Source organism: Actinotignum urematis, from assembly GCF_051264595.1.
Classification (GTDB): domain Bacteria; phylum Actinomycetota; class Actinomycetes; order Actinomycetales; family Actinomycetaceae; genus Actinotignum; species Actinotignum timonense_A.
Genome location: NZ_JBOZBG010000009.1, coordinates 18,578 through 35,320 on the forward strand (window position 1 = coordinate 18,578; position 16,743 = coordinate 35,320).

General features: G+C 56.9%; 18 protein-coding genes. 2 read left to right on the plus strand and 16 right to left on the minus strand.

What is annotated here, in order from left to right:
* Nucleotides 1–53: 53 nt before the first annotated feature.
* The 6 genes from ACRQDJ_RS05425 to ACRQDJ_RS05450 are packed head-to-tail and all read right to left on the minus strand — an operon-like array spanning nt 54 to nt 5,064.
* Nucleotides 54–1,739, minus strand: coding sequence for a VirD4-like conjugal transfer protein, CD1115 family (locus ACRQDJ_RS05425; RefSeq protein WP_274734334.1), 1,686 nt, complete (start codon nt 1,737–1,739; stop codon nt 54–56).
* The gene (locus ACRQDJ_RS05430; RefSeq protein WP_101657623.1) at nt 1,736–2,179 is read right to left on the minus strand and encodes a hypothetical protein; all 444 of its coding nucleotides are present in this window, start codon (nt 2,177–2,179) and stop codon (nt 1,736–1,738) included. Before ACRQDJ_RS05430 ends, ACRQDJ_RS05425 begins: the two co-directional genes overlap by 4 nt.
* On the minus strand, nt 2,176–2,448 hold the full coding sequence (locus tag ACRQDJ_RS05435; protein ID WP_101657624.1) for a hypothetical protein: 273 nt from the start codon (nt 2,446–2,448) through the stop codon (nt 2,176–2,178). Before ACRQDJ_RS05435 ends, ACRQDJ_RS05430 begins: the two co-directional genes overlap by 4 nt.
* 6 nt (nt 2,449–2,454) lie before the next feature.
* Nucleotides 2,455–3,285, minus strand: coding sequence for a PcfB family protein (locus tag ACRQDJ_RS05440; RefSeq protein WP_274734336.1), 831 nt, complete (start codon nt 3,283–3,285; stop codon nt 2,455–2,457).
* Entirely contained in the window at nt 3,282–4,682 is a 1,401-nt protein-coding gene (locus tag ACRQDJ_RS05445) for a relaxase/mobilization nuclease domain-containing protein (protein WP_274734337.1), read from the minus strand. Before ACRQDJ_RS05445 ends, ACRQDJ_RS05440 begins: the two co-directional genes overlap by 4 nt.
* Entirely contained in the window at nt 4,639–5,064 is a 426-nt protein-coding gene (locus ACRQDJ_RS05450; RefSeq protein ID WP_435717867.1) for a plasmid mobilization protein, read from the minus strand. Before ACRQDJ_RS05450 ends, ACRQDJ_RS05445 begins: the two co-directional genes overlap by 44 nt.
* A gap of 548 nt (nt 5,065–5,612) precedes the next feature.
* On the opposite strand from ACRQDJ_RS05450, the gene ACRQDJ_RS05455 reads away from it, so the two are divergent.
* Entirely contained in the window at nt 5,613–6,005 is a 393-nt protein-coding gene (locus tag ACRQDJ_RS05455; RefSeq protein ID WP_143231849.1) for a hypothetical protein, read from the plus strand.
* Nucleotides 6,006–6,071: 66 nt separating this feature from the next.
* Here ACRQDJ_RS05455 and ACRQDJ_RS05460 read toward each other — a convergent pair whose 3' ends face one another.
* From ACRQDJ_RS05460 to ACRQDJ_RS05475, 4 genes are all read right to left on the minus strand, one after another.
* A complete protein-coding gene (locus tag ACRQDJ_RS05460; protein WP_435717868.1) occupies nt 6,072–11,003 on the minus strand; it encodes a helicase-like domain-containing protein in 4,932 nt (1,643 codons plus the stop codon).
* Between the two features lie 56 nt (nt 11,004–11,059).
* Nucleotides 11,060–11,707, minus strand: a complete 648-nt coding sequence (locus tag ACRQDJ_RS05465; protein WP_435717869.1) for a hypothetical protein — start codon at nt 11,705–11,707, stop codon at nt 11,060–11,062.
* Between the two features lie 395 nt (nt 11,708–12,102).
* A complete protein-coding gene (locus tag ACRQDJ_RS05470; RefSeq protein WP_101657630.1) occupies nt 12,103–12,285 on the minus strand; it encodes a hypothetical protein in 183 nt (60 codons plus the stop codon).
* Nucleotides 12,286–12,518: 233 nt separating this feature from the next.
* Nucleotides 12,519–12,974, minus strand: coding sequence for a Panacea domain-containing protein (locus ACRQDJ_RS05475; RefSeq protein ID WP_101657631.1), 456 nt, complete (start codon nt 12,972–12,974; stop codon nt 12,519–12,521).
* Between the two features lie 45 nt (nt 12,975–13,019).
* Between ACRQDJ_RS05475 and ACRQDJ_RS05480 the strand changes: the two genes are divergently transcribed.
* Nucleotides 13,020–14,099 carry a RelA/SpoT domain-containing protein gene (locus ACRQDJ_RS05480; protein ID WP_101657632.1) on the plus strand — a complete coding sequence of 360 codons (1,080 nt, stop codon included), beginning with the start codon at nt 13,020–13,022 and terminating at the stop codon, nt 14,097–14,099.
* 108 nt (nt 14,100–14,207) lie between these two features.
* On the opposite strand, the gene ACRQDJ_RS05485 is transcribed toward ACRQDJ_RS05480, so the two are convergent.
* From ACRQDJ_RS05485 to ACRQDJ_RS05510, 6 genes are read right to left on the minus strand one after another with little or no spacing between them, the layout of a single operon-like run.
* Nucleotides 14,208–15,032, minus strand: a complete 825-nt coding sequence (locus tag ACRQDJ_RS05485; RefSeq protein ID WP_101657633.1) for a hypothetical protein — start codon at nt 15,030–15,032, stop codon at nt 14,208–14,210.
* Nucleotides 15,029–15,232 carry a hypothetical protein gene (locus ACRQDJ_RS05490; protein ID WP_101657634.1) on the minus strand — a complete coding sequence of 68 codons (204 nt, stop codon included), beginning with the start codon at nt 15,230–15,232 and terminating at the stop codon, nt 15,029–15,031. Before ACRQDJ_RS05490 ends, ACRQDJ_RS05485 begins: the two co-directional genes overlap by 4 nt.
* On the minus strand, nt 15,225–15,449 hold the full coding sequence (locus tag ACRQDJ_RS05495) for a hypothetical protein (protein WP_101657635.1): 225 nt from the start codon (nt 15,447–15,449) through the stop codon (nt 15,225–15,227). The genes ACRQDJ_RS05490 and ACRQDJ_RS05495 overlap by 8 nt, the downstream gene beginning before the upstream one ends.
* Entirely contained in the window at nt 15,449–15,817 is a 369-nt protein-coding gene (locus tag ACRQDJ_RS05500; protein ID WP_101657636.1) for a hypothetical protein, read from the minus strand. The genes ACRQDJ_RS05495 and ACRQDJ_RS05500 overlap by 1 nt, the downstream gene beginning before the upstream one ends.
* Nucleotides 15,818–16,357, minus strand: coding sequence for a hypothetical protein (locus ACRQDJ_RS05505; protein WP_101657637.1), 540 nt, complete (start codon nt 16,355–16,357; stop codon nt 15,818–15,820).
* A gap of 29 nt (nt 16,358–16,386) precedes the next feature.
* On the minus strand, nt 16,387–16,743 hold the full coding sequence (locus ACRQDJ_RS05510) for a hypothetical protein (protein ID WP_101657638.1): 357 nt from the start codon (nt 16,741–16,743) through the stop codon (nt 16,387–16,389).

The following is a 16,743-nucleotide window of genomic DNA, read 5'->3' on the forward strand; positions in this document are numbered from 1 at the left end:
CTTTGTGTCGGGAGACCCTTTAGAAGAGAGCGATTAAACCCGACTGGTTGCGGTTACACATTTGGTGCTTCGAGTTTTTTCGAGTAGAAAGGGTCAAGGCCACGCAGAAAATACAAGCAGTAGTCGGCCCTCATGTGGGCAATCTCGTCGGGTGTCATGAGTTCACGCCCGAGGCGTTTGTGGCCGCGTGTCCAGTTTCCGTTCCTGCCCCGGCTCTCAGAAACATCTGTGGTGGTGATCGTTTGCTTGCCGAGCATCTTCGAGAAGTATTCGGTGGTGGAGCGTTCTTGTCCGCCGAGGAAGAGGATTGAGTCGCAGTTGCCGACGATGGTGTCCCAGTCTTCCTTATAGAGCGCTTTGCCCTGCGCCATGTTCTGGACGATCACGGATACGGAGATGGCACGGGAGCGCATGACCGCAATCTTCCGCTCAAAAGACGGAATCCTGCCAATATTCGCGAACTCGTCCATAAACACCTGGAGTTGAACAGGAAGCCGTCGTGAAGCTTCGTGGTCGGCGATATAAATATTCGTTTCGAAGAGTTGCTCGAAGAAAATGGATGCGAGGAAGTTGAAGGCGGCGTGGGTGTCAGGGATGATCAAAAACAGCGCCGTCTTCTCCAAGCCGATGCGTTCGAGGTGGAGGGTATCGGTAGAAAGAAGTGTCCGCATGGGTGCCATGTGGAGGGGTGCACACCTCACTCCGAGGGAGATAATCACTGATTTTTTGGTTTCTCCCGCGCCTTGCAAATAGGTATTGTATTGGGAGGCGGCGAAGCGTAGCCCGTCGATCGCGGCTAAAGCTTCGGGGGAGAAGATGTCTTGGGTGGGGTCTTGGCGGGCTATTTCTGCTTCCTGGATTAGCTCGCTGGTTGCTTCGAAGAGCAGATCGACGTCGGACTTGCTCTCGTCTTCTTTTTCGAATGCTTGCATTTGCGCGAGCAGGTCGACGATATCGATGAGCGTGCCGGTGTTGCCTTTCGTGTAGTAGATATAGGCAACCAGGGCGGTGAGGAGTGCGCGTTCTGCTTTTTCCCAGAAGTCACTCGAGGTGGCGGGTTTGCGCCCGGTGGTATTCGAGATGAAGTTTTCGACGAGGATACTGATATCGATTTCACCGCGGGCATCTTTGAAGTAGGAGAGCGGGTTGAAGTTGGCGGAGAGGTTGAAGTCGACGAGGTTGAAGCATCGCACCTTGTATCCAGCGGCTTCGAGGTGGGAGCGTGTTTGGGCATAGAGTTCGCCTTTGGGGTCAGTGACCGCGAACGACGTATTGAATTGCGCGAGGTTGGGTAAAACGTAATAGCGGGATTTACCTGACCCGGATCCACCAACAACGAGGGCGTTGAGATTGCGTTGGGTTTTCCGACCGTCTAGGGACAAGCGCTCGGTGCGAGTAAAAAGCAGGTTGTTCGTATAGGTTTTGTCGCGGTAGGGGCGGATCGCGGCCTGGGTGGCGAAGCGCGCGGAGCCGTGCTCGGCGCCGTCGCGGCGGGTGCCTTTCATCGTTTTTTGGTAGAGGGCACTCAGGCCAATTGCGGCCGCAAGACACAATCCGACGGCGGCGTCGATCTCATGAAAAGAGACGTGGAAAGGCCGCTCAAGGAGATCGAGGTAGAAGCGGTCGAGAATATCCGTGAGTGGCAGTTCGGCTTCGATGTCGCTGCGTACCTGGAAACAGACCTTGTTGCCCGACCAGAAGGCGAGGAGGAGGCCGAGGATAGTGAGGATGTAGGTCATTGGTGTGCTTTCTTTTTCGCGCGGGTCTCGATCACAGCCGCAATATCAGCCCGGCCCTCATAAGTGAAAGAAACCCGCGGGATTTCCTGGGTGTCGGCAAGGTCGGGAGTGGAAGCGGTAGATGCGAGTGGCGGTGTCTCTGACGTCGTGACGTCAGAGACACCCACACCATCGGCGTCACCGACATCGGTCGTTGGTGTGCGTAGGCGGGTGAGGGTGTCGAAGATAGCGTGGGGGTCGATGGCCGTGTCGATCAAACACAAGCCAGGCTCGCGGTAAACAAGCGCTTCCACATTGGCGGGCAATAGGCGGGCGACATCGGGATGAGTGGGGGCCTCGGCTAGCGTGAGCGCGGTCAAGGGAGCGTGACCGCGTAGGAGCTGGGCGAGGGCGCGCTCTGCTGGCTCGCCCGTGATGAGCGTGAACGTCCCGCGGGTCATGGCGTGCTCCAGTCCGGGAAATAGTCGGGGGCTAGTGAATAGGGGGCGAGGAATATGCCGCCGTCTTCGCCTTGCTCGATTGCTCCGTAGGCAAGTACTTGAGTGCCGCGCTGTAATGCGAGTTCTTCGCCGAGGTAGCGGGCGAGGCGGCCACTAGCTATCACTGTGGTTTTGATAGCAGCCTGCGTTTCGATAATGAACCGCAAGGAGGTGTGTTCGAGGTTCCATTGTGGGGTGTTGGCGATAGTGCCGGCACAGAAAATATCCACGGGATTCTACCGGCCCATCTTTTTCGAGACCACCTGGGCAGGCACAGGCGGACGCCCGTTGAGTGCGGCTTTTTTGGCTCGGGCTTTCTTCTCAATAGCACGCGCCACATCGCTGCGGGTCTGGATTTTTTCTTTCGTGACCGGTTTCTTTCCCGGCGCGGCCTCTGACGTCGGCACCGTAGCGGTGGGCGTCGCGTCTGACGTCGGCAGTGTCTCCGACGTCGCCGGTGCCTGGGGTGTCTGGCTTTCCGAGGCAGACAGAGCGGCGGCGTCGGCGTTCGGGGTGGTATCGGCGGGTTGGGTGACGTCGCCGGTTTGCGCGGGCGCGTCTGCTTCTGGTGCTTTCTCGTCTTTCTTGGATGCCGTCTTCTCAGGTGTGTCTTTTTCCGGCGTATCTTTTTCGGTGCCCGGCTTGCTCTGGCTAGCCTGTTGCCGCGTGGGGGTGAGGTCGGCTTCGATGCGGGCCAAGGCGTGTTGCATGAGCGCCACGTCGCTTCCTTGGAAGTGGACGAAGTAGCCTTCTCCGGCACGCTCGAGCGCGAAGTCGATGCCGGTGCGCCGCAAGTATTTTTTGAGAGCGGCAAGGTTTTCCGGGGTGATCTCGGCCGAGTGGAGATCCCCACCTTTGCGCTGGAGCGTTTTGATGGTCATGCGGCCATGGTCACGCTGACTGGGCGCGACGCCTTTCATTTTGGCGAGGTGTTTGAGGCCGCCTTGGGCGGTGAGCCGAACGGCCTGGACGGAATTCGTGAGGAAGTAGCCGGTGATTTTTAGGCCAGCTTGCAGGAGTGTTGCCGTAACTGTATTGGCGATTTGTTCGCCTCCCATAATACTCATTTGGTGATGTCCTTTCCTTGGATCCTGGTTTGGGTGCGTTGGTCGATTCTTTTGAGTGCGGTCTCAAGCGTGGTGATGCGGGTGGTGGTGCGGTCGATCTTCCGATCAATAACCTCACTCGACTTTCCTTCATCAAGCGTGGCTTGGCGTTCGATAACGAGGCTCGCGTTTTTCTCGACGAGGTTATCGCGCTCAAGGCGAAGCTCATCGCGGTATGCGGTGAGTTCGCTTGTGCCCATATGTACGGCGCGGGCGGTGAGGTTCACGACGTCTGCCCGTGCTCGTAGCTTTTCGCACTGGTTGTCGATGGCGGCGAAGTAGGCGCGCTGGGCCGGTGTTTTCCCGCGCGGTATCTTCCCCGTAATCAAAGCTGGGGGTGCGTTCACGGGGAGAGTAAAGAACGTATAGAGCTGCCGTGGGGTGATCTGGGTGTGGAACGAAAAGTCTTTCGTGTTGATGATGGTCAGCTCGGCACCCGCGTCAATATAGAGCCGGTAGGCGCCCCCACTATCAGAGATAGCCGAGGCTGGGAGCACGAGGGCGAGACTGCCACGCGTTCCGGGTAGGAGTACTTCGATGGTGCCGTCCTCACGCATCTCGATAAGGTGTTTTTGGGCGACGTATTCGAAGACCTGGGTGCGCCCGAGGCGCGCGCGTAGCGCGGCTGGGGTGTAGGGTGCACCGAGCTTTGCACCTCTGATAGATCGCTTCGTGCCAGGGAGCGTGAAGAGGATGTGTTGGCCTTTGGTTTCCATTTTGATACCGCGGGCGACGAGTTCGGTTTGGAATCCCTCCCAGGTAGCGGTCTCGCTAATGGCGGCGTCGATGAGGCGCCGCAGATCGTCTTTACGCGAGTCGCCACGCGCTTGGGCATAAAGGTCACCGATGTTGTTATCGCGTCCGTGTCCGCGCCTGTTCTTGATGACTGACAGACCGTGCTGCCGGCAGAGTTTGTCGGATAGCTCGCGGATGTCATAGACACGGGTCTTCGGGCAACGCCAGCGCTTCCACGTGTCGCGGTTGACGGGGTTGAAAAGAATGTGGTTGTGGATGTGGTCTTTATCCACATGCGTTGCCACTACGTAATCATGGGCGTCTCCTAACAGCTCGTGAATCAATTCCATTCCGATATCGTGTGCCTCGTTGGCATCTGCTTCTCCGGGCTTGAAAGATTGAATGAGGTGGTGGGCGAGAACGCTCCCAGGCCGGCCAACACTCTTATGGAACGATGCCTCGGCGTGGGTGGCCATGAAGCCTTTCGTGATATCTTCAGGCACCCACGACAGGCCCGCATTCGAAGAAACAAGAAGATGCCCGTTGGTCTTGTATGCCTGGCATACATAGTCCACTGCCTTACCGAGCGTCGTCTTGATCTGGGTCAGTTTCGTTACCGCCACGGCCGCCTCCAGAGGTGAATCTTTCGATGAGAGTCCTGCTTTGTTCCATGAGTTTTCTGGCTGCCTCAACCTGCTCAAAAGACGCCACATGAGCAGAGTTCACGTTGCGTGCGATTTGGTTGAGGTTCACGCCTAGCCTGTTCAGCTCTCTCAGGAGTGCTTCCGCCTGCGGGCCTCGGTCTGGCCTGGTTGGTATGGGCCGGCCGAGCAGTAGTGTGCGCGTGAACGCAGAAAAGTTAGTGTGGCCCAGGGAGCGCATCCGCGCCTCCACCCGCATCCATTCTTCAGCGTCGAAATAGAGATGCTTCTCTATACGGCGCTTCCTCCCGGAGGATGGCGCGCCTTCCACGCTTTCCTCCTTAACGGGTTTGGGTGTCCCCATACTATATCACCCCGCGGCGGCGGGCAAGCGCATTTGTATCCTCAAATGCTAAGCTTGCTAAGCCGGTCGGCTAGGGCTAAAGTCACGGCCCGTAGGGGCGACTTTCGTTCCTCGCCCCGTGAAAAGTTTTTCACGGGGTAGCCGGCCTGGCCAGCGGAAAAGATACACGCCGCCGGCGTGTATTCCGCTAGCCAAGCGAAGCTTGGCGCCACGTCTTGCGTGGCATAGCGTGTGGACATTTCATGTCCACACGCAGCCTGGACGGTCAGATGATTGTGGCGCACCCGCCGTGCCATTATAGCATTATTTTGTGGTGCGGAGTGGGTGGGAAAATGGTACAGAGCAGCGCCGGCAGCGCACATAGCTGGGTAGCGTTTTTGGTGGTGGGTGGGTTCATTTTTTAGATCAAAAATGACACGCACTCCGGCGGTAAACGTGGTGGCGTTGGTGGTGGGCGCGCGGGGCGCGTGGAATGGAAGAGTGGTGGGTGGTAATATTTTGTTTCGGGAACTTACGCCACACCGACAGGTATTGAAGTGGTGGTTGTGGTGAGGAAGAAAATAGCGGCCTTGAAAGACAGCCCGCTGATCGCTCCGGATTACGCAAAGCTTGAAAAGCGCATCGGTGCGGTCTCGGATTTCGAGAAAAGGCTGGGTGAATTGCGCGAGCTGCGAGCAACGCTCGTGGACTTACGCGGCGCACTAGTTGAGTCAGGTTTGCCGGTCAAACAGATCGTGCAAGCGTTCGCGCTTGATAATAATGAGCGCCGCCTTTTGCTCAAAAAATACCGCAATGCGGGCACGGAAAACGCCGGCACGGGCGGTGAAACTGAAACGGAAAATGACTCTATTAGCGGCGAGGATACCGCAGGGCAGTGCGACCGTGCCGATAGATGCGCGGGTGAAAATACCGGCTCGAGTGAACACTTCCAGCAAGACTAACGGAAGTTATAAGGTAAGGCCCGTACCGCGCGATGTGCGCGGTACGGGCCTCGTTTGGCTTGCTTTTTATAGGTTTATTGTTTGCTGCTGGCTGCGTTTACCATCGCGCAGGCTGGCCGTGATTTCTTTGAGTTCTGCCTCCAGCGTGGCAAGTTTAGACTCACCTGACCAGCGCTCCTCCGTTTCGCTCCCGTAGCGCATTTTTTCGTGTTCGATATTGGCTTGGTATTCTTTCATCTTCTCAGGCAAACCATCGAGTTTGCCGATCATGTTCTCCAGCCGAACGAAATAGTGGTAGTCCAGGCGCGGGATGGTGGTTCCTTTGAACTGCACCTCCACCGAGATATCTAGGCCGCTTTTATCGGGAAAATAGCGCCGATAGTATTCAAGCTGCTGAGCAAACGCTGCCGGCACGGCGACAAGGCCGTGCCCGTTACCTAAATATGATGTCGTGATACCGAACGCTATTTTTACGCCGTTGATCTCGATTTTAGGCAGGCTATAGACCGGATTCCACGAGATAGCCCCGCCCCCGCGCGAGCTGGCCGTGCGGAAAATATAGCTTGGCAGCGCGCTCAGAGCATCATTGAGGCGCGCCGCGGCGGCTTTCCGCTCCGTAACGATCTGTTCGTCAAACTTGATAACCGGGGTGGCCGGGTTTGCGAGGGTTTCTTGGATGCGAGTGAGTGCTTCACCGTAGCGATCCAGGAACATACCCGTGGTTCCTAAGAGCCTTAAGTTTGAGCTGATGTTGGCGTTTTTTGTGCGCCAAGCAGCCCGCTCATTCTTCAAGCCTTGGATCTGGTTTTTCAAATCAACCGACCGCATGAGCATTTGGTCTCCGGAGGCGATAGCTTTCGTTTCCGCATACGACATCTGGCGCTCGGCGACATCTTCAATGGAGCGCCCGGAGTATTTCCCGGTCATGACCTGGCCAATAAACGCGGCTTTCCGCTCCAGGGTTTGCCACTTCATGGTATCCAATGATTTGAGGGTGCAGTAGCGGTATTCGGCGACCTCATGGTTTTGGTTTTTCTGGCGGAAGACCCGCCCATTCCTCTGAATATGATCAGCTGGGCGCCAGGGCACATCAACATGATGAATCGCCACCGCCCGCGTTTGAATGTTCGCGCCTGTTCCGAGTTTCTCAGTCGAACCAATCAGTATTTGGATGGAGCCGGAGCGGGCGCGCTTGTAGAGCGCGTCGCGCTCAAGCGTGTTTTTCGCTTCGTGAACAAACGCTATCGCGCTCTCTGGCACGCCTTTCTCGACCAAGAGCCGCTTGAGTTCGTGGTACATGTCGAAGCTGCCGTCTGTTTTTGGGGTGCCTTTATCGCAGAAAACAATCTGCAAGGCCCCGCGCGTGGGCGAGACTTCCCCGGTCTCATCCAGATACTGGTTGTCTTTGGTTTCGTTCCAGACCCGGTAGACGTTGTCGGCCACCACATCGACTTTCTGGTGGGTAATAGTCTCGGTGTCGACGCCGTTGAGCGCTGAGATGTTCTTGTCGGTGAACAGGCGGTAGTCGGTCGCAAACGTGATCCCATCATTCGTGAGGCACAAATAGTTGTCTTCTGTTGGGCTGACCATGCCGGCTTTGATCGCGGTTTCGCGTTCCTCCAAGCGCTCCCGAAATTCTTCCATCGGGCCGCCCAAATCAATCTCCAGGGTCTCGGCGCGCCGCTCCCCATCACTACGGGTTTTAATCTCGGGAAGATTGAGGCCGAGTTCGCTAGTGAGCTTGACGTCGGCAAACGTCTGCCACATCGAGAGCAGCTCCGGCAAGTTACTGAAGGTTGTGAAGCGTTGTTTGACGACATAGCCCCCGCCCGCGTTCATTTCCACCGCAGTGGAGGCGGAGGCGAACTGGCGCGCCCAGGCAGTGAAGTCCCCGACGCCAGCACCGGCCAAGATGTCGGGGCGTAGGTAGTGCATCATCACCCACATCTCGCCCATCGAGTTCGCTACCGGGGTGGCGGTTGCGAGCGTACAAATACGCTCTCTTCCCTGGGAGCGTAGGTAGCTGATTTTCATGTCGAGGTCGAGGGCACGCGAAGACGTGCCGCCAAGCAGGCCCGCGAATTTCTCCGCGCCTTTGACGGGCAGGTTTTTGTAGGCGTGGGCTTCGTCGACGACGAGATAGTCGACGCCGAGAGACTCAAACGAGAGCAGAGAATCATCGTGCTGGCTGGCCGCGTCGTTGATCTCGCGCTTAATTGACGCTTCGCTCTCAAGCATTTTGCTCTCCAGCTTCGAGATAGAGACATCGCCGGATTGAGCGGCTTCGAAAGCAATACGGGCACGGGTCTCGTCGAGCTTGGTCTGCTCGTAGACTTTGATGGTTTCTTTACCCAGGGGGAGCTGGCCGAAGGCATAGTGGGAGCAGATGATCGCATCCCAATTACCCATCCTTGCGCGGGCGAAAAACTCAGCCTTATTGGCCTTGGAGATGTCTTCACTCTCGAGCGTGAGCAGGCGTGCGGCCGGGTAGGCGGCTAGCCATTCGCTCCTGAATTGGCCCACCAAATGGTTCGGGACGACGACGAGGGGTTTGGTGACGAGTCCGAGTCGGTGTTGTTCCATGACCGCGCAGACCATTGCCAGGGTTTTCCCGGCTCCGACCTCGTGGAATAGCCCGCACGTGGGTTCATAGAGCATGCGGGCGATAGCGGTTTTTTGGTGGTCATAAAGCTGGATTGAGGAAGACAGACCGGGTAGGGTGAGGCCACTACCGATGTCGGTGTAATCGCGGCCCACTAGCGAGTTGAAGCGCTCGTTGTAGATTTGGACGAGGCGCTCGGTGCGGGTGGCGTCAGCGAAGACCCATTCTTTGAAGTGGTCTTCGATTTCTTTGCCTTTCGCCACGGCCGCGGCCGTGGCCGCCATATCCACTAGTTTCCGGTTTTTGTTATCGGGATCGGTATATGTGACCTCAATAGTGTTCGCGTTCAAAAGCTTGGTGAAGATGTCAGAGGCCCGCATGCTTGTTGTACCCCACCGTGTTTCTTGCTCATAAGAGCGGGACTGGGCACCACTCAAGTTCACGGAGTATGCGCCGTCCTTCGTGAGCGTGAGGCTCGGGCGGCCGTCATCAAGCAGTTCGCGCAGGAATTGCTGATAGTCGCGGATCGGGATCCAGCTCGCTCCAATACTCGGGGTGATGTCGGTGAAGTCAATAGGCTCAGGCATGACTTTCTCCAACGCCTCAACATTTGGCGCGTATTGGGGGTCGGTTTGAGTAGCAGAGCGCGCCGCGGCAAGTTTTTCACGTACGTTGCCCGAGAGATATTCGGGGGCGCGGGTAAGAGCGCCGGTTTCGGGGTCGAGGAATGCTAGGCCCTCCTCGATGAGCTGACCGCCAATAACTTCTTCTCGGAAGCCTAGGAGGTAGTGCATGTAGGGCAGGTCGATACCGCCGGTTTGCTCCAGGCTCATCGCAAGCGCTTCGCGGGTCGTTTGTGCGCCTTTAGGCGTATAGGGCGCATAAAGCTGGCGCGAGGAGAGAATATCGGCGGGGGTGGCGCGCTCTGTCTCGTCATCCCATTTCTCGAGAGCAAACAGTAACGCGTGGCGGGGGTCTTTCTTCAAGACTCGGACGGCTTGCGGGTAGGTCACCCGCAAGACTTCTTCGCCGTTTTTATCTATTCGGATGCTTTTCGTATTCCGATTCAGTGCGCCATATTCTGCCACATAGGTTTCATAGGCGGTGCGGGTTTGGGTGCGTAGTACCTCGAGTCCGACGTCGGCGGCCGGGGCGGTTTCTTCGGCGCTAACAAGCCTAGAGACAAGCGTGAACAGCTCATATAAGCGGTGGGTCTCTGTTACGTATTTCTTCGCTAGGCGCACGCTCTCCCACTCCCCGCTAGCGGCGAGGCGTTCCATGCCTTGAGGAGTGGGACGCAAAGAACCAGCAACCATGCCCTCCTCGAGCGGGGCGGAGAGCGTTTCGGCGTCGATCTCAATAACCTGCGGGCTATATGCAAGACGCTCGGGCAGATCAGTAAATACGCGGGTGAGAGCAGCACTGAGATCACTAGCGACGTCGGCGGGCGTCTTCTTACCTTGTTGTACAGTGAGCACGTCGCGCCCACCCATCCCGCTCCCGGCTTCAAGCTCGCCAAGAAGATTGGCCGGGTGGTCAAGGAAATAGTTATTGAGCGCAAATATCGCGGTACTTCCGTCTTTACGGGGTAGGCGCACGGGGTGGGTGTGTTCCCACGTGAACTCTTGCGGGGTATCGCCTGGGGTGCGTTTGCGGAAGATCAACAGGTCGCTAGCAACGCTGGTTCCGGCAGCCTCACTGTGAGCACCAGACGGCAGACGGATAGCTGCCACTAGGTCTGCGCGCTCATACATGTCGCGGCGTGCGGCCGGGTTTTTTGCGTCTAGGGTGTAGGTGGAGGTGATGAGCGCCGCATACCCGCCAGGCTTGAGCAGATCCAGGGATTTGATGATGAAGTGGTTGTGCATCGAGTGCCGGCCCGGGTTATGGGCCGGGTCGAATAGTGCGACGTCAGCGAAGGGCACGTTACCTACCGCCACATCAAAAACAGGCGGGAGCGTGGTAGTTTCGAAGCCTTCAGGGCGGATGGTGTCGCTGGGAGCGAGGAGCTGGGCCAGGCGTGCAGCCGTGCTGTCAAGCTCGATGCCGGTCATGGTGAGGTTGTTGGGTGCGTGGGCGATGAAATGCCCGATACCACACCCCGGCTCGAGTCCCGCACCGCTTTGAACGCCGGCAGCTTTGAGTGCATCCCAAATAGCCGTGACATATTCAATGTGCGTGTAGTGGGCATTGACGACGCTTCGCCGCGCAGCCTTATAGCCCTCCTGCCCGAGAAGATCGTGGAGGCGGGCGCGTGCGGCGCTCCACTGTGTTTTGGTTTCGTCGAAGACTTCCGCCAGCCCGCCCCACCCACTAAAGAGCGCGACCTGCTCGAGGTCACGCTCGGTTAGCCCGCCCTGCTCGGCTAGTTCGAGTGCGTGAATATTAGCGGACACGCGGGCACGCACGCCCGTGATCGTGTCTTGTGGCCGCGTGCGTAGATGAGGTGGGTCTACCAGCACTCCTCGATCTCGGAGGGCGTTGTCGGGTTCTCCCATTCGATTGGCGGGTTCTGGGCTTGCCACTGGGCTACCCAGGCCGGGCACTTGCGATCCGGTGTTGATTTCATCGTCTGCATTGAGGTGAACATGTCGATGATCTCCCCTCGCATCTTGCCCGTGTCCTCCATTGCCTGCCAGGCCAGATGGAAGAGCGCCGGTTCGCCCGATCTCGGCTTCCCCGTCACTTTCTCCAGGGGGACGTGTGCCACTTGGTAGGACTCGATCCAGAAGCCTTCCCTGATCAACTCGTCCAGGCTCATCGCTGTTCCCTCGATCCGCACCGCCAGGCCGCGCCGGAATACTCGCAGTAGTGCCTCGGTCAGGGTTTCCTTCATCCGCGGGACGTACAGCTCCTCGTAGTTCTCCTGATCGGTCAGAAACTCGTAGGGCATGTCCACTCCTATCCAGTCCCAATCCAGTGGGAAGAGTTCCCACGTCTCTACCTCGGCGTTCGGGTAGTAGTTCGGGGGTAGATACGTTTCCATCTCGAGGAAGAATTTGCGGGCCACGTCCCACTCGCTCGGATTGTTTAGCGCCCAGCGCCTCCACACTTCCCTCGTCTGGAGTGGTTCGCCGGCGTCCCTCGGGTCGATCAACATCGCTCGTCCTTTCTGTTAGCCCCATGAGGGCATCTAAGTCAAAAGCAAGCTGGCTAGGCGCAGGCGTCACCTTGCGCCTTTTGCTGGCTCTCCGGTTCCCAGAATACCCTCCATGTGGCGGTATATCCATATCTCCATACGCTGGTTTTGGTGTGGAAGCGTTTTTCGGGTTGTTGTCCATTGCTGTCCTTGAGGATAAGGGGTGGATTAAATAGGGGTGGCGCCACCCAAGGGGTGGCGCCATTTTTGTGCCTCAAGGGGTCGGCTCAAAACAAAAGGGAAAATTATTGGAGGGCCGGGCTTCTAAGTCGCGCGTTCTCCAGCTCACGGCCGCATCCAATATGGTCGCCCAGTGTGTGAGGTGGGCTGCTTCCATTACCAGCCAGCCTCAACAGTTACTGTTCTTGGTTTTCTATCTCTTCGAGGTAGTTTTCCAGGGCAGTAACAATCAGGGCGGTCAGGGTTGTTTCCTTGACCACTGCAAGAATTTGCAGTTTCTTGGCAAGGATTCCCGGACAGTTAAAGTGTACGTCTTTTGGGCCGGTGTCTTTAAGGCCCGCGAACATGTTCATATCCATATTTCCATGATGCCATGCTGGTGAGGCGTGTGGGAGTCACCGCGTGCTTCGGGTTTTCTTAGGGCTGGGACGTTGCGTGGTGGTATTGGGTGGTGTTTTTATCGGCCTGCCCCTGTGGGGCAAGGCCGGCCCGCGGGGGTCTGGGGGCACGGGTGTCCCCAGCGGGGTGTGGGGCAGCGCCCCGCAACGTTGAAGGGGCAGCGCAACGCTGCCCCTTCAACCGAGTATGACCGCTAAACCAGCAAGGATTCGACGACTGGATGTGTACGGTAGTAAGCCTTGATCGACTCCTTGGAGATGATCTCCTGGGAGTGTGACTGCGGGTCACAACCTTGACGCGCATCAAGCCACGGCTGCTCACCGTGAGTCTTTTCGACCAAAGCATTCGCGGTCAAGTCACCGAGTTCATCGCAAACGCCGTCAATAACAGTCAGTGCGTCAGCGGATAGTGTGCCGGCTTCACTGGTTAGCTCGCCGGGGTAAATAAAGAACTTACCGCGGTGCTTGCTGAATAACTCCGGAGAAACCGGGCCGTTAACCCAGGCGCGAAAATCTTCCTCAAAAATAGGAGATCCCGTTTCGGCGAGATATGCAGCCTGGCAATAGAACGTAAGCTTTTGCAATTTCATGGTGGTCATACGCCCGCAACGCTCAAGAATCTGCGCTGCTACATCTTCAACTTTAGCCATCTCGCCTCCTTTTACCTCAATATCCGTAATTGCTATGATTCTACCATGCAAGACAGTGTGCGGCCTATATCCAGGGGTGAAGCTAACAAAGCCGGAAAAGCCCTAGCGCAGGCGTACGTCGCACACGGTGGAGACCTTGCTCGCGTCGGAGAAGACGAGGAGATTCAAGAATACTTCCGCCTCGTGCAAGCATGGCGTTCTATGCAAATTGAGCCTACACGTACTGTTTTTGAGGAACTACAGCAAATATCCACGCTCATCCCGCACTCTCTTGTGACTTTCCGATTGAAGCGAATCAGCTCAATTCTCAAGAAACTCTCACGCAAGAACACCAACCTCAAGCTCGGCTCCATGGACGACATAGGCGGGTGCCGGCTTATCGTGGAAACCTGCGAGCAAGTAGACCTTGCCGTAGCCGAAGTACTACGCCGCTTGGATGTGAAAGAATCCCGCGGAATCAAAGACTATATTGCTTGTCCCCAAGATAGTGGCTACCGCTCATGTCACATCATCGTCGTCGTACCCGGTGAACCACTACCTTCTCGAGTGGAAATCCAGATCAGGACGAGACTCCAGCACTCGTGGGCAACGGGAGTCGAAGCAGCAAGCGCGATATACGGCCAGGATTACAAGAGCCCTGAAAAACTGGCAGGATCGCGCGCTTCCTACGAAGATATAAGGCGATTTTTCCAGCTGGCCTCGGCCCTTTTCACTCTCGAGGAAGACCGCCCGTTAGCATCTAATGTTCCCAATGGTCGGGAAGCGCTCAAACGCGAGCTCGAAGCGTTACCGTGCTCCAAGCAGATTTGCGTCGATCTTGTAGACGCAACAGATGCAACTTTCCAGAGTATCGGGAAGGCTTTCGGCTCTCTTGGCCCTAACCTGTATCTTCTCGAATATGACCGAGAAGAACAGGTTTTGTACGCTTCGCCTTTTTCCAGTAGTGATATTAGCCAGGCTATTGATTGGTATAACCAAAACGAAGAAGAAGACGTGTTTTCCGGGCGACGCGACACGGTACTCGTCTACGCCACAAGCACCGAGTACCTACACGCCGCGTTCCCTAATTACTCAACAAACCTAGGCGAGTTCACCAGCAACCTTCGCCGCTGTACGCACTCATAGGACATATCGGAACAGGATGTCCCAGCCCAGCCTTGCCAGCCACGTAAAAACTCCCAGTCCTCACGTTAGACACAACGCTAGGGGCTGGGAGTTTTGGGTTAGGGGCTCCTATTTTTTCTTCTTTTTCGGCCACGTGTATCGGGCGGTCTGGATCCCGTCTTCTTCCTTAGTGATCGCCGTGATCTTTACCGTTTGGGTGCCTTTGCGGGTAGAGACTCGTGCGTTTTGCCCGATAGCGAGGTTTTGGCCGATGACGAACCAGGTTCCGTCGATTTCCCGGAAGATACACCGCCCACCTTTGGTTAATTCGGCGTCAGTGAGCTTGTGTTTGATGTAGGTGGCAAGCACTGTGCCTTCCTCCGTGACCGTGATGACGTCATCAACCGTGACGGTGTGGGTTTTCCCGTTTTTGGTGATGACGGTGACGTCTTTGCCTTCTTCCAAATTCGGGCCTTCGATGAAGTATTCGTCGGTGTCGGGATTGTGCCGATAGATAGCTTGCCCTTCCGGGATGGGCGGGTAGTTACGACGGTAGAGCGCGGACTGGACAGTGCCGTCATCTGCTTGGATTTCCCCCACCGTTACCTCATGTTGTGTCCCGTTTTTGGTGATCACGGTTGCGGTAGCACCCTCTGTGAGGTCGCGTCCAACAATGATGTATTGACCTAAATGGTTGTCTTTGCGGTAGATCGCTTGGCCCGGCTCAAGGGTCTCGGTGGGGTCTTCCTCAATCCACTCGAACGTGGCGGTGCGGATTCCTTGTTGTTCGTCGATGATCTCACCAACCAGAACAGTGACAACGTCGCCGTTTTTTGTTGTGACAGCGGCCTGGCTGCCGGGGGTGAGGGCGACGCCGGTGATCCCGATTTCGTCTTCGCTGATTTTCTTGAAAATGATGGTGCCCTCGTCCAGGGGGCCGGTGCTCATGCTCATGAGAGTTCCTTTTCTTTTTGGTTTTTGAGTTGGGAGTATTTCCAGGTGTAGACATCGCCGTGGGTGTAGCGGATGGTGCAGTCGATACCGCGGTCGCGGTGATGGAGGGCGCGGTGTGCGGCGATGCCGAGATAATGCAGGGGTTTCTTGCAGGTGTAGCAGTAGGCGGTTTTCTTGCCTGGATAAATATTGTTACCCATCGGTGTCTCCCTCCTCGTCGCTAGTGTCTCGGTAGCTTTGCCAGGTGCCGTTTTGCTCTTTTTCTTTCATGCGGTTCATGAAACTGGCGAGCAGCTTCCAGCCGGCATTACGATCCATACCCGTGTTGCTGGCGGGTACGGCTGTGCCGGCATTGCTGGCGGGTGCGGCGGGTGTCTCGTTGCCGGCATGGCTGGCAAGGTTTTCTTCTGGCCGCATTACTTACTCACCTCCATCGGAGCATCTTCGGCCGGCTGGGCATCTGGGATACCGATTTCGGCCAGAGTAGGAACCTTGTCCAGGAATTCCCGAATATAGATCCGGTGTTTCCCGCACGCGTGATCCATGCCCCGCGCGTGCTCGTAGTGTGTGTATGCGTCGCGTGATCTTCCCCAGGCGTCATATTCAAGCTCTGAAAGACCGTGTTCGTGGGCATATTCAGCTTCCCTGCAAGCCTCAGAGTGGCTTTCATAAGCAGCGCTGGCTTCCCGGTCATATTCCCGTCCCATACGGAAAAGAAGATCAAGCATTTGTTTTGCGAAGTGTTCGCGGGTGGCCGCGATAATCTGCTCTGGTGTGGGGGTCATTTATTCGTCTCCGTCCGTGTCTGTGACGACGATGATCGGGTTGTCTTCTTTTTCCACGTCATCGAGTGTGGGGGTGAAGTGCCGGAGGTCGCTGATCCGGCAGCAATGCTCGATGCAAAGGAGGGCTTGAGCCTTGTGGTACATGTGCTTACCCCAGGCTTGTGTAGCGTCACAGCGTGCTTCGTCGGCGAGTTCTTGGTTATCGCATTCGAGGGCCGTTTCTGCCCGTGCTAGGCATTCCTTGTATTCCGAGCTGTAACGTTCGGCTTGCTTCATCCGCTTGTGGTTTCCGCTCGCGAGAGTTTCGGTGATTTCGTCGGCGAGGTGTCGGCGGGTGGCCTCGATGATGCTGGATACCCAGGCATCGAAAACAGCATCGGCGTCGTGTGCGAGTTTCCCGGTCGTGTCCTCAACATCGTGGGCACTATCGGGGATGCCGTGCTTCTCGATCTCAGCAAGGCCGGTGTCGATGACGAGATTACGTACCGCTTGACGCACATCCTGGGTGGTCAGTTGGGAGGTTGGGTTGAGGAAATACATGAGAATGTCTCCAATCTTGGGGTTGTGGGTTAGATGATTCCTTTAGGTGTGGCACCTGCCGGGACGGGTGTCACGTCCGTGTTGATGTGGTCGGTGATGATGGTGGTTGCCCATTCGGATAGGGAGATTCTGTTGCCTGTGGCGACGTCGGCGAGCCAGGCGCCGCGGATGATGTCTGCGGTTTCGCGGGGTAGGCGGAGGGTGATTTTCACTTTCTCTACCCCGCGTTTGCTAGGCGCACCGGCATTGCTGGCGGGTGCGGCAGGTGCGGGCGTGCCGGCGTTGCCGGCTGGTACGGCGGGTGTCTCGGTGCTGGCAGCGACGACGGGGTTGGTGATGGGTGCTTTCTTGAGTGTGCGCAACGCGTGTGTGTCTGGCTTTTTCAT

Coding starts and splice junctions, on each gene's coding strand:
- ACRQDJ_RS05495 (WP_101657635.1), bottom strand. CDS start 15,449: ATGCGGCCAGAAGAAAACCTTGCCAGCCATGCCGGCAACGAGACACCC.
- ACRQDJ_RS05465 (WP_435717869.1), bottom strand. CDS start 11,707: ATGTTGATCGACCCGAGGGACGCCGGCGAACCACTCCAGACGAGGGAA.
- ACRQDJ_RS05425 (WP_274734334.1), bottom strand. CDS start 1,739: ATGACCTACATCCTCACTATCCTCGGCCTCCTCCTCGCCTTCTGGTCG.
- ACRQDJ_RS05440 (WP_274734336.1), bottom strand. CDS start 3,285: ATGAGTATTATGGGAGGCGAACAAATCGCCAATACAGTTACGGCAACA.
- ACRQDJ_RS05475 (WP_101657631.1), bottom strand. CDS start 12,974: ATGGCTAAAGTTGAAGATGTAGCAGCGCAGATTCTTGAGCGTTGCGGG.
- ACRQDJ_RS05470 (WP_101657630.1), bottom strand. CDS start 12,285: ATGGATATGAACATGTTCGCGGGCCTTAAAGACACCGGCCCAAAAGAC.
- ACRQDJ_RS05505 (WP_101657637.1), bottom strand. CDS start 16,357: ATGTATTTCCTCAACCCAACCTCCCAACTGACCACCCAGGATGTGCGT.
- ACRQDJ_RS05430 (WP_101657623.1), bottom strand. CDS start 2,179: ATGACCCGCGGGACGTTCACGCTCATCACGGGCGAGCCAGCAGAGCGC.
- ACRQDJ_RS05510 (WP_101657638.1), bottom strand. CDS start 16,743: ATGAAAAAGCCAGACACACACGCGTTGCGCACACTCAAGAAAGCACCC.
- ACRQDJ_RS05480 (WP_101657632.1), top strand. CDS start 13,020: ATGCAAGACAGTGTGCGGCCTATATCCAGGGGTGAAGCTAACAAAGCC.
- ACRQDJ_RS05500 (WP_101657636.1), bottom strand. CDS start 15,817: ATGACCCCCACACCAGAGCAGATTATCGCGGCCACCCGCGAACACTTC.
- ACRQDJ_RS05485 (WP_101657633.1), bottom strand. CDS start 15,032: ATGAGCATGAGCACCGGCCCCCTGGACGAGGGCACCATCATTTTCAAG.
- ACRQDJ_RS05450 (WP_435717867.1), bottom strand. CDS start 5,064: ATGGGGACACCCAAACCCGTTAAGGAGGAAAGCGTGGAAGGCGCGCCA.
- ACRQDJ_RS05490 (WP_101657634.1), bottom strand. CDS start 15,232: ATGGGTAACAATATTTATCCAGGCAAGAAAACCGCCTACTGCTACACC.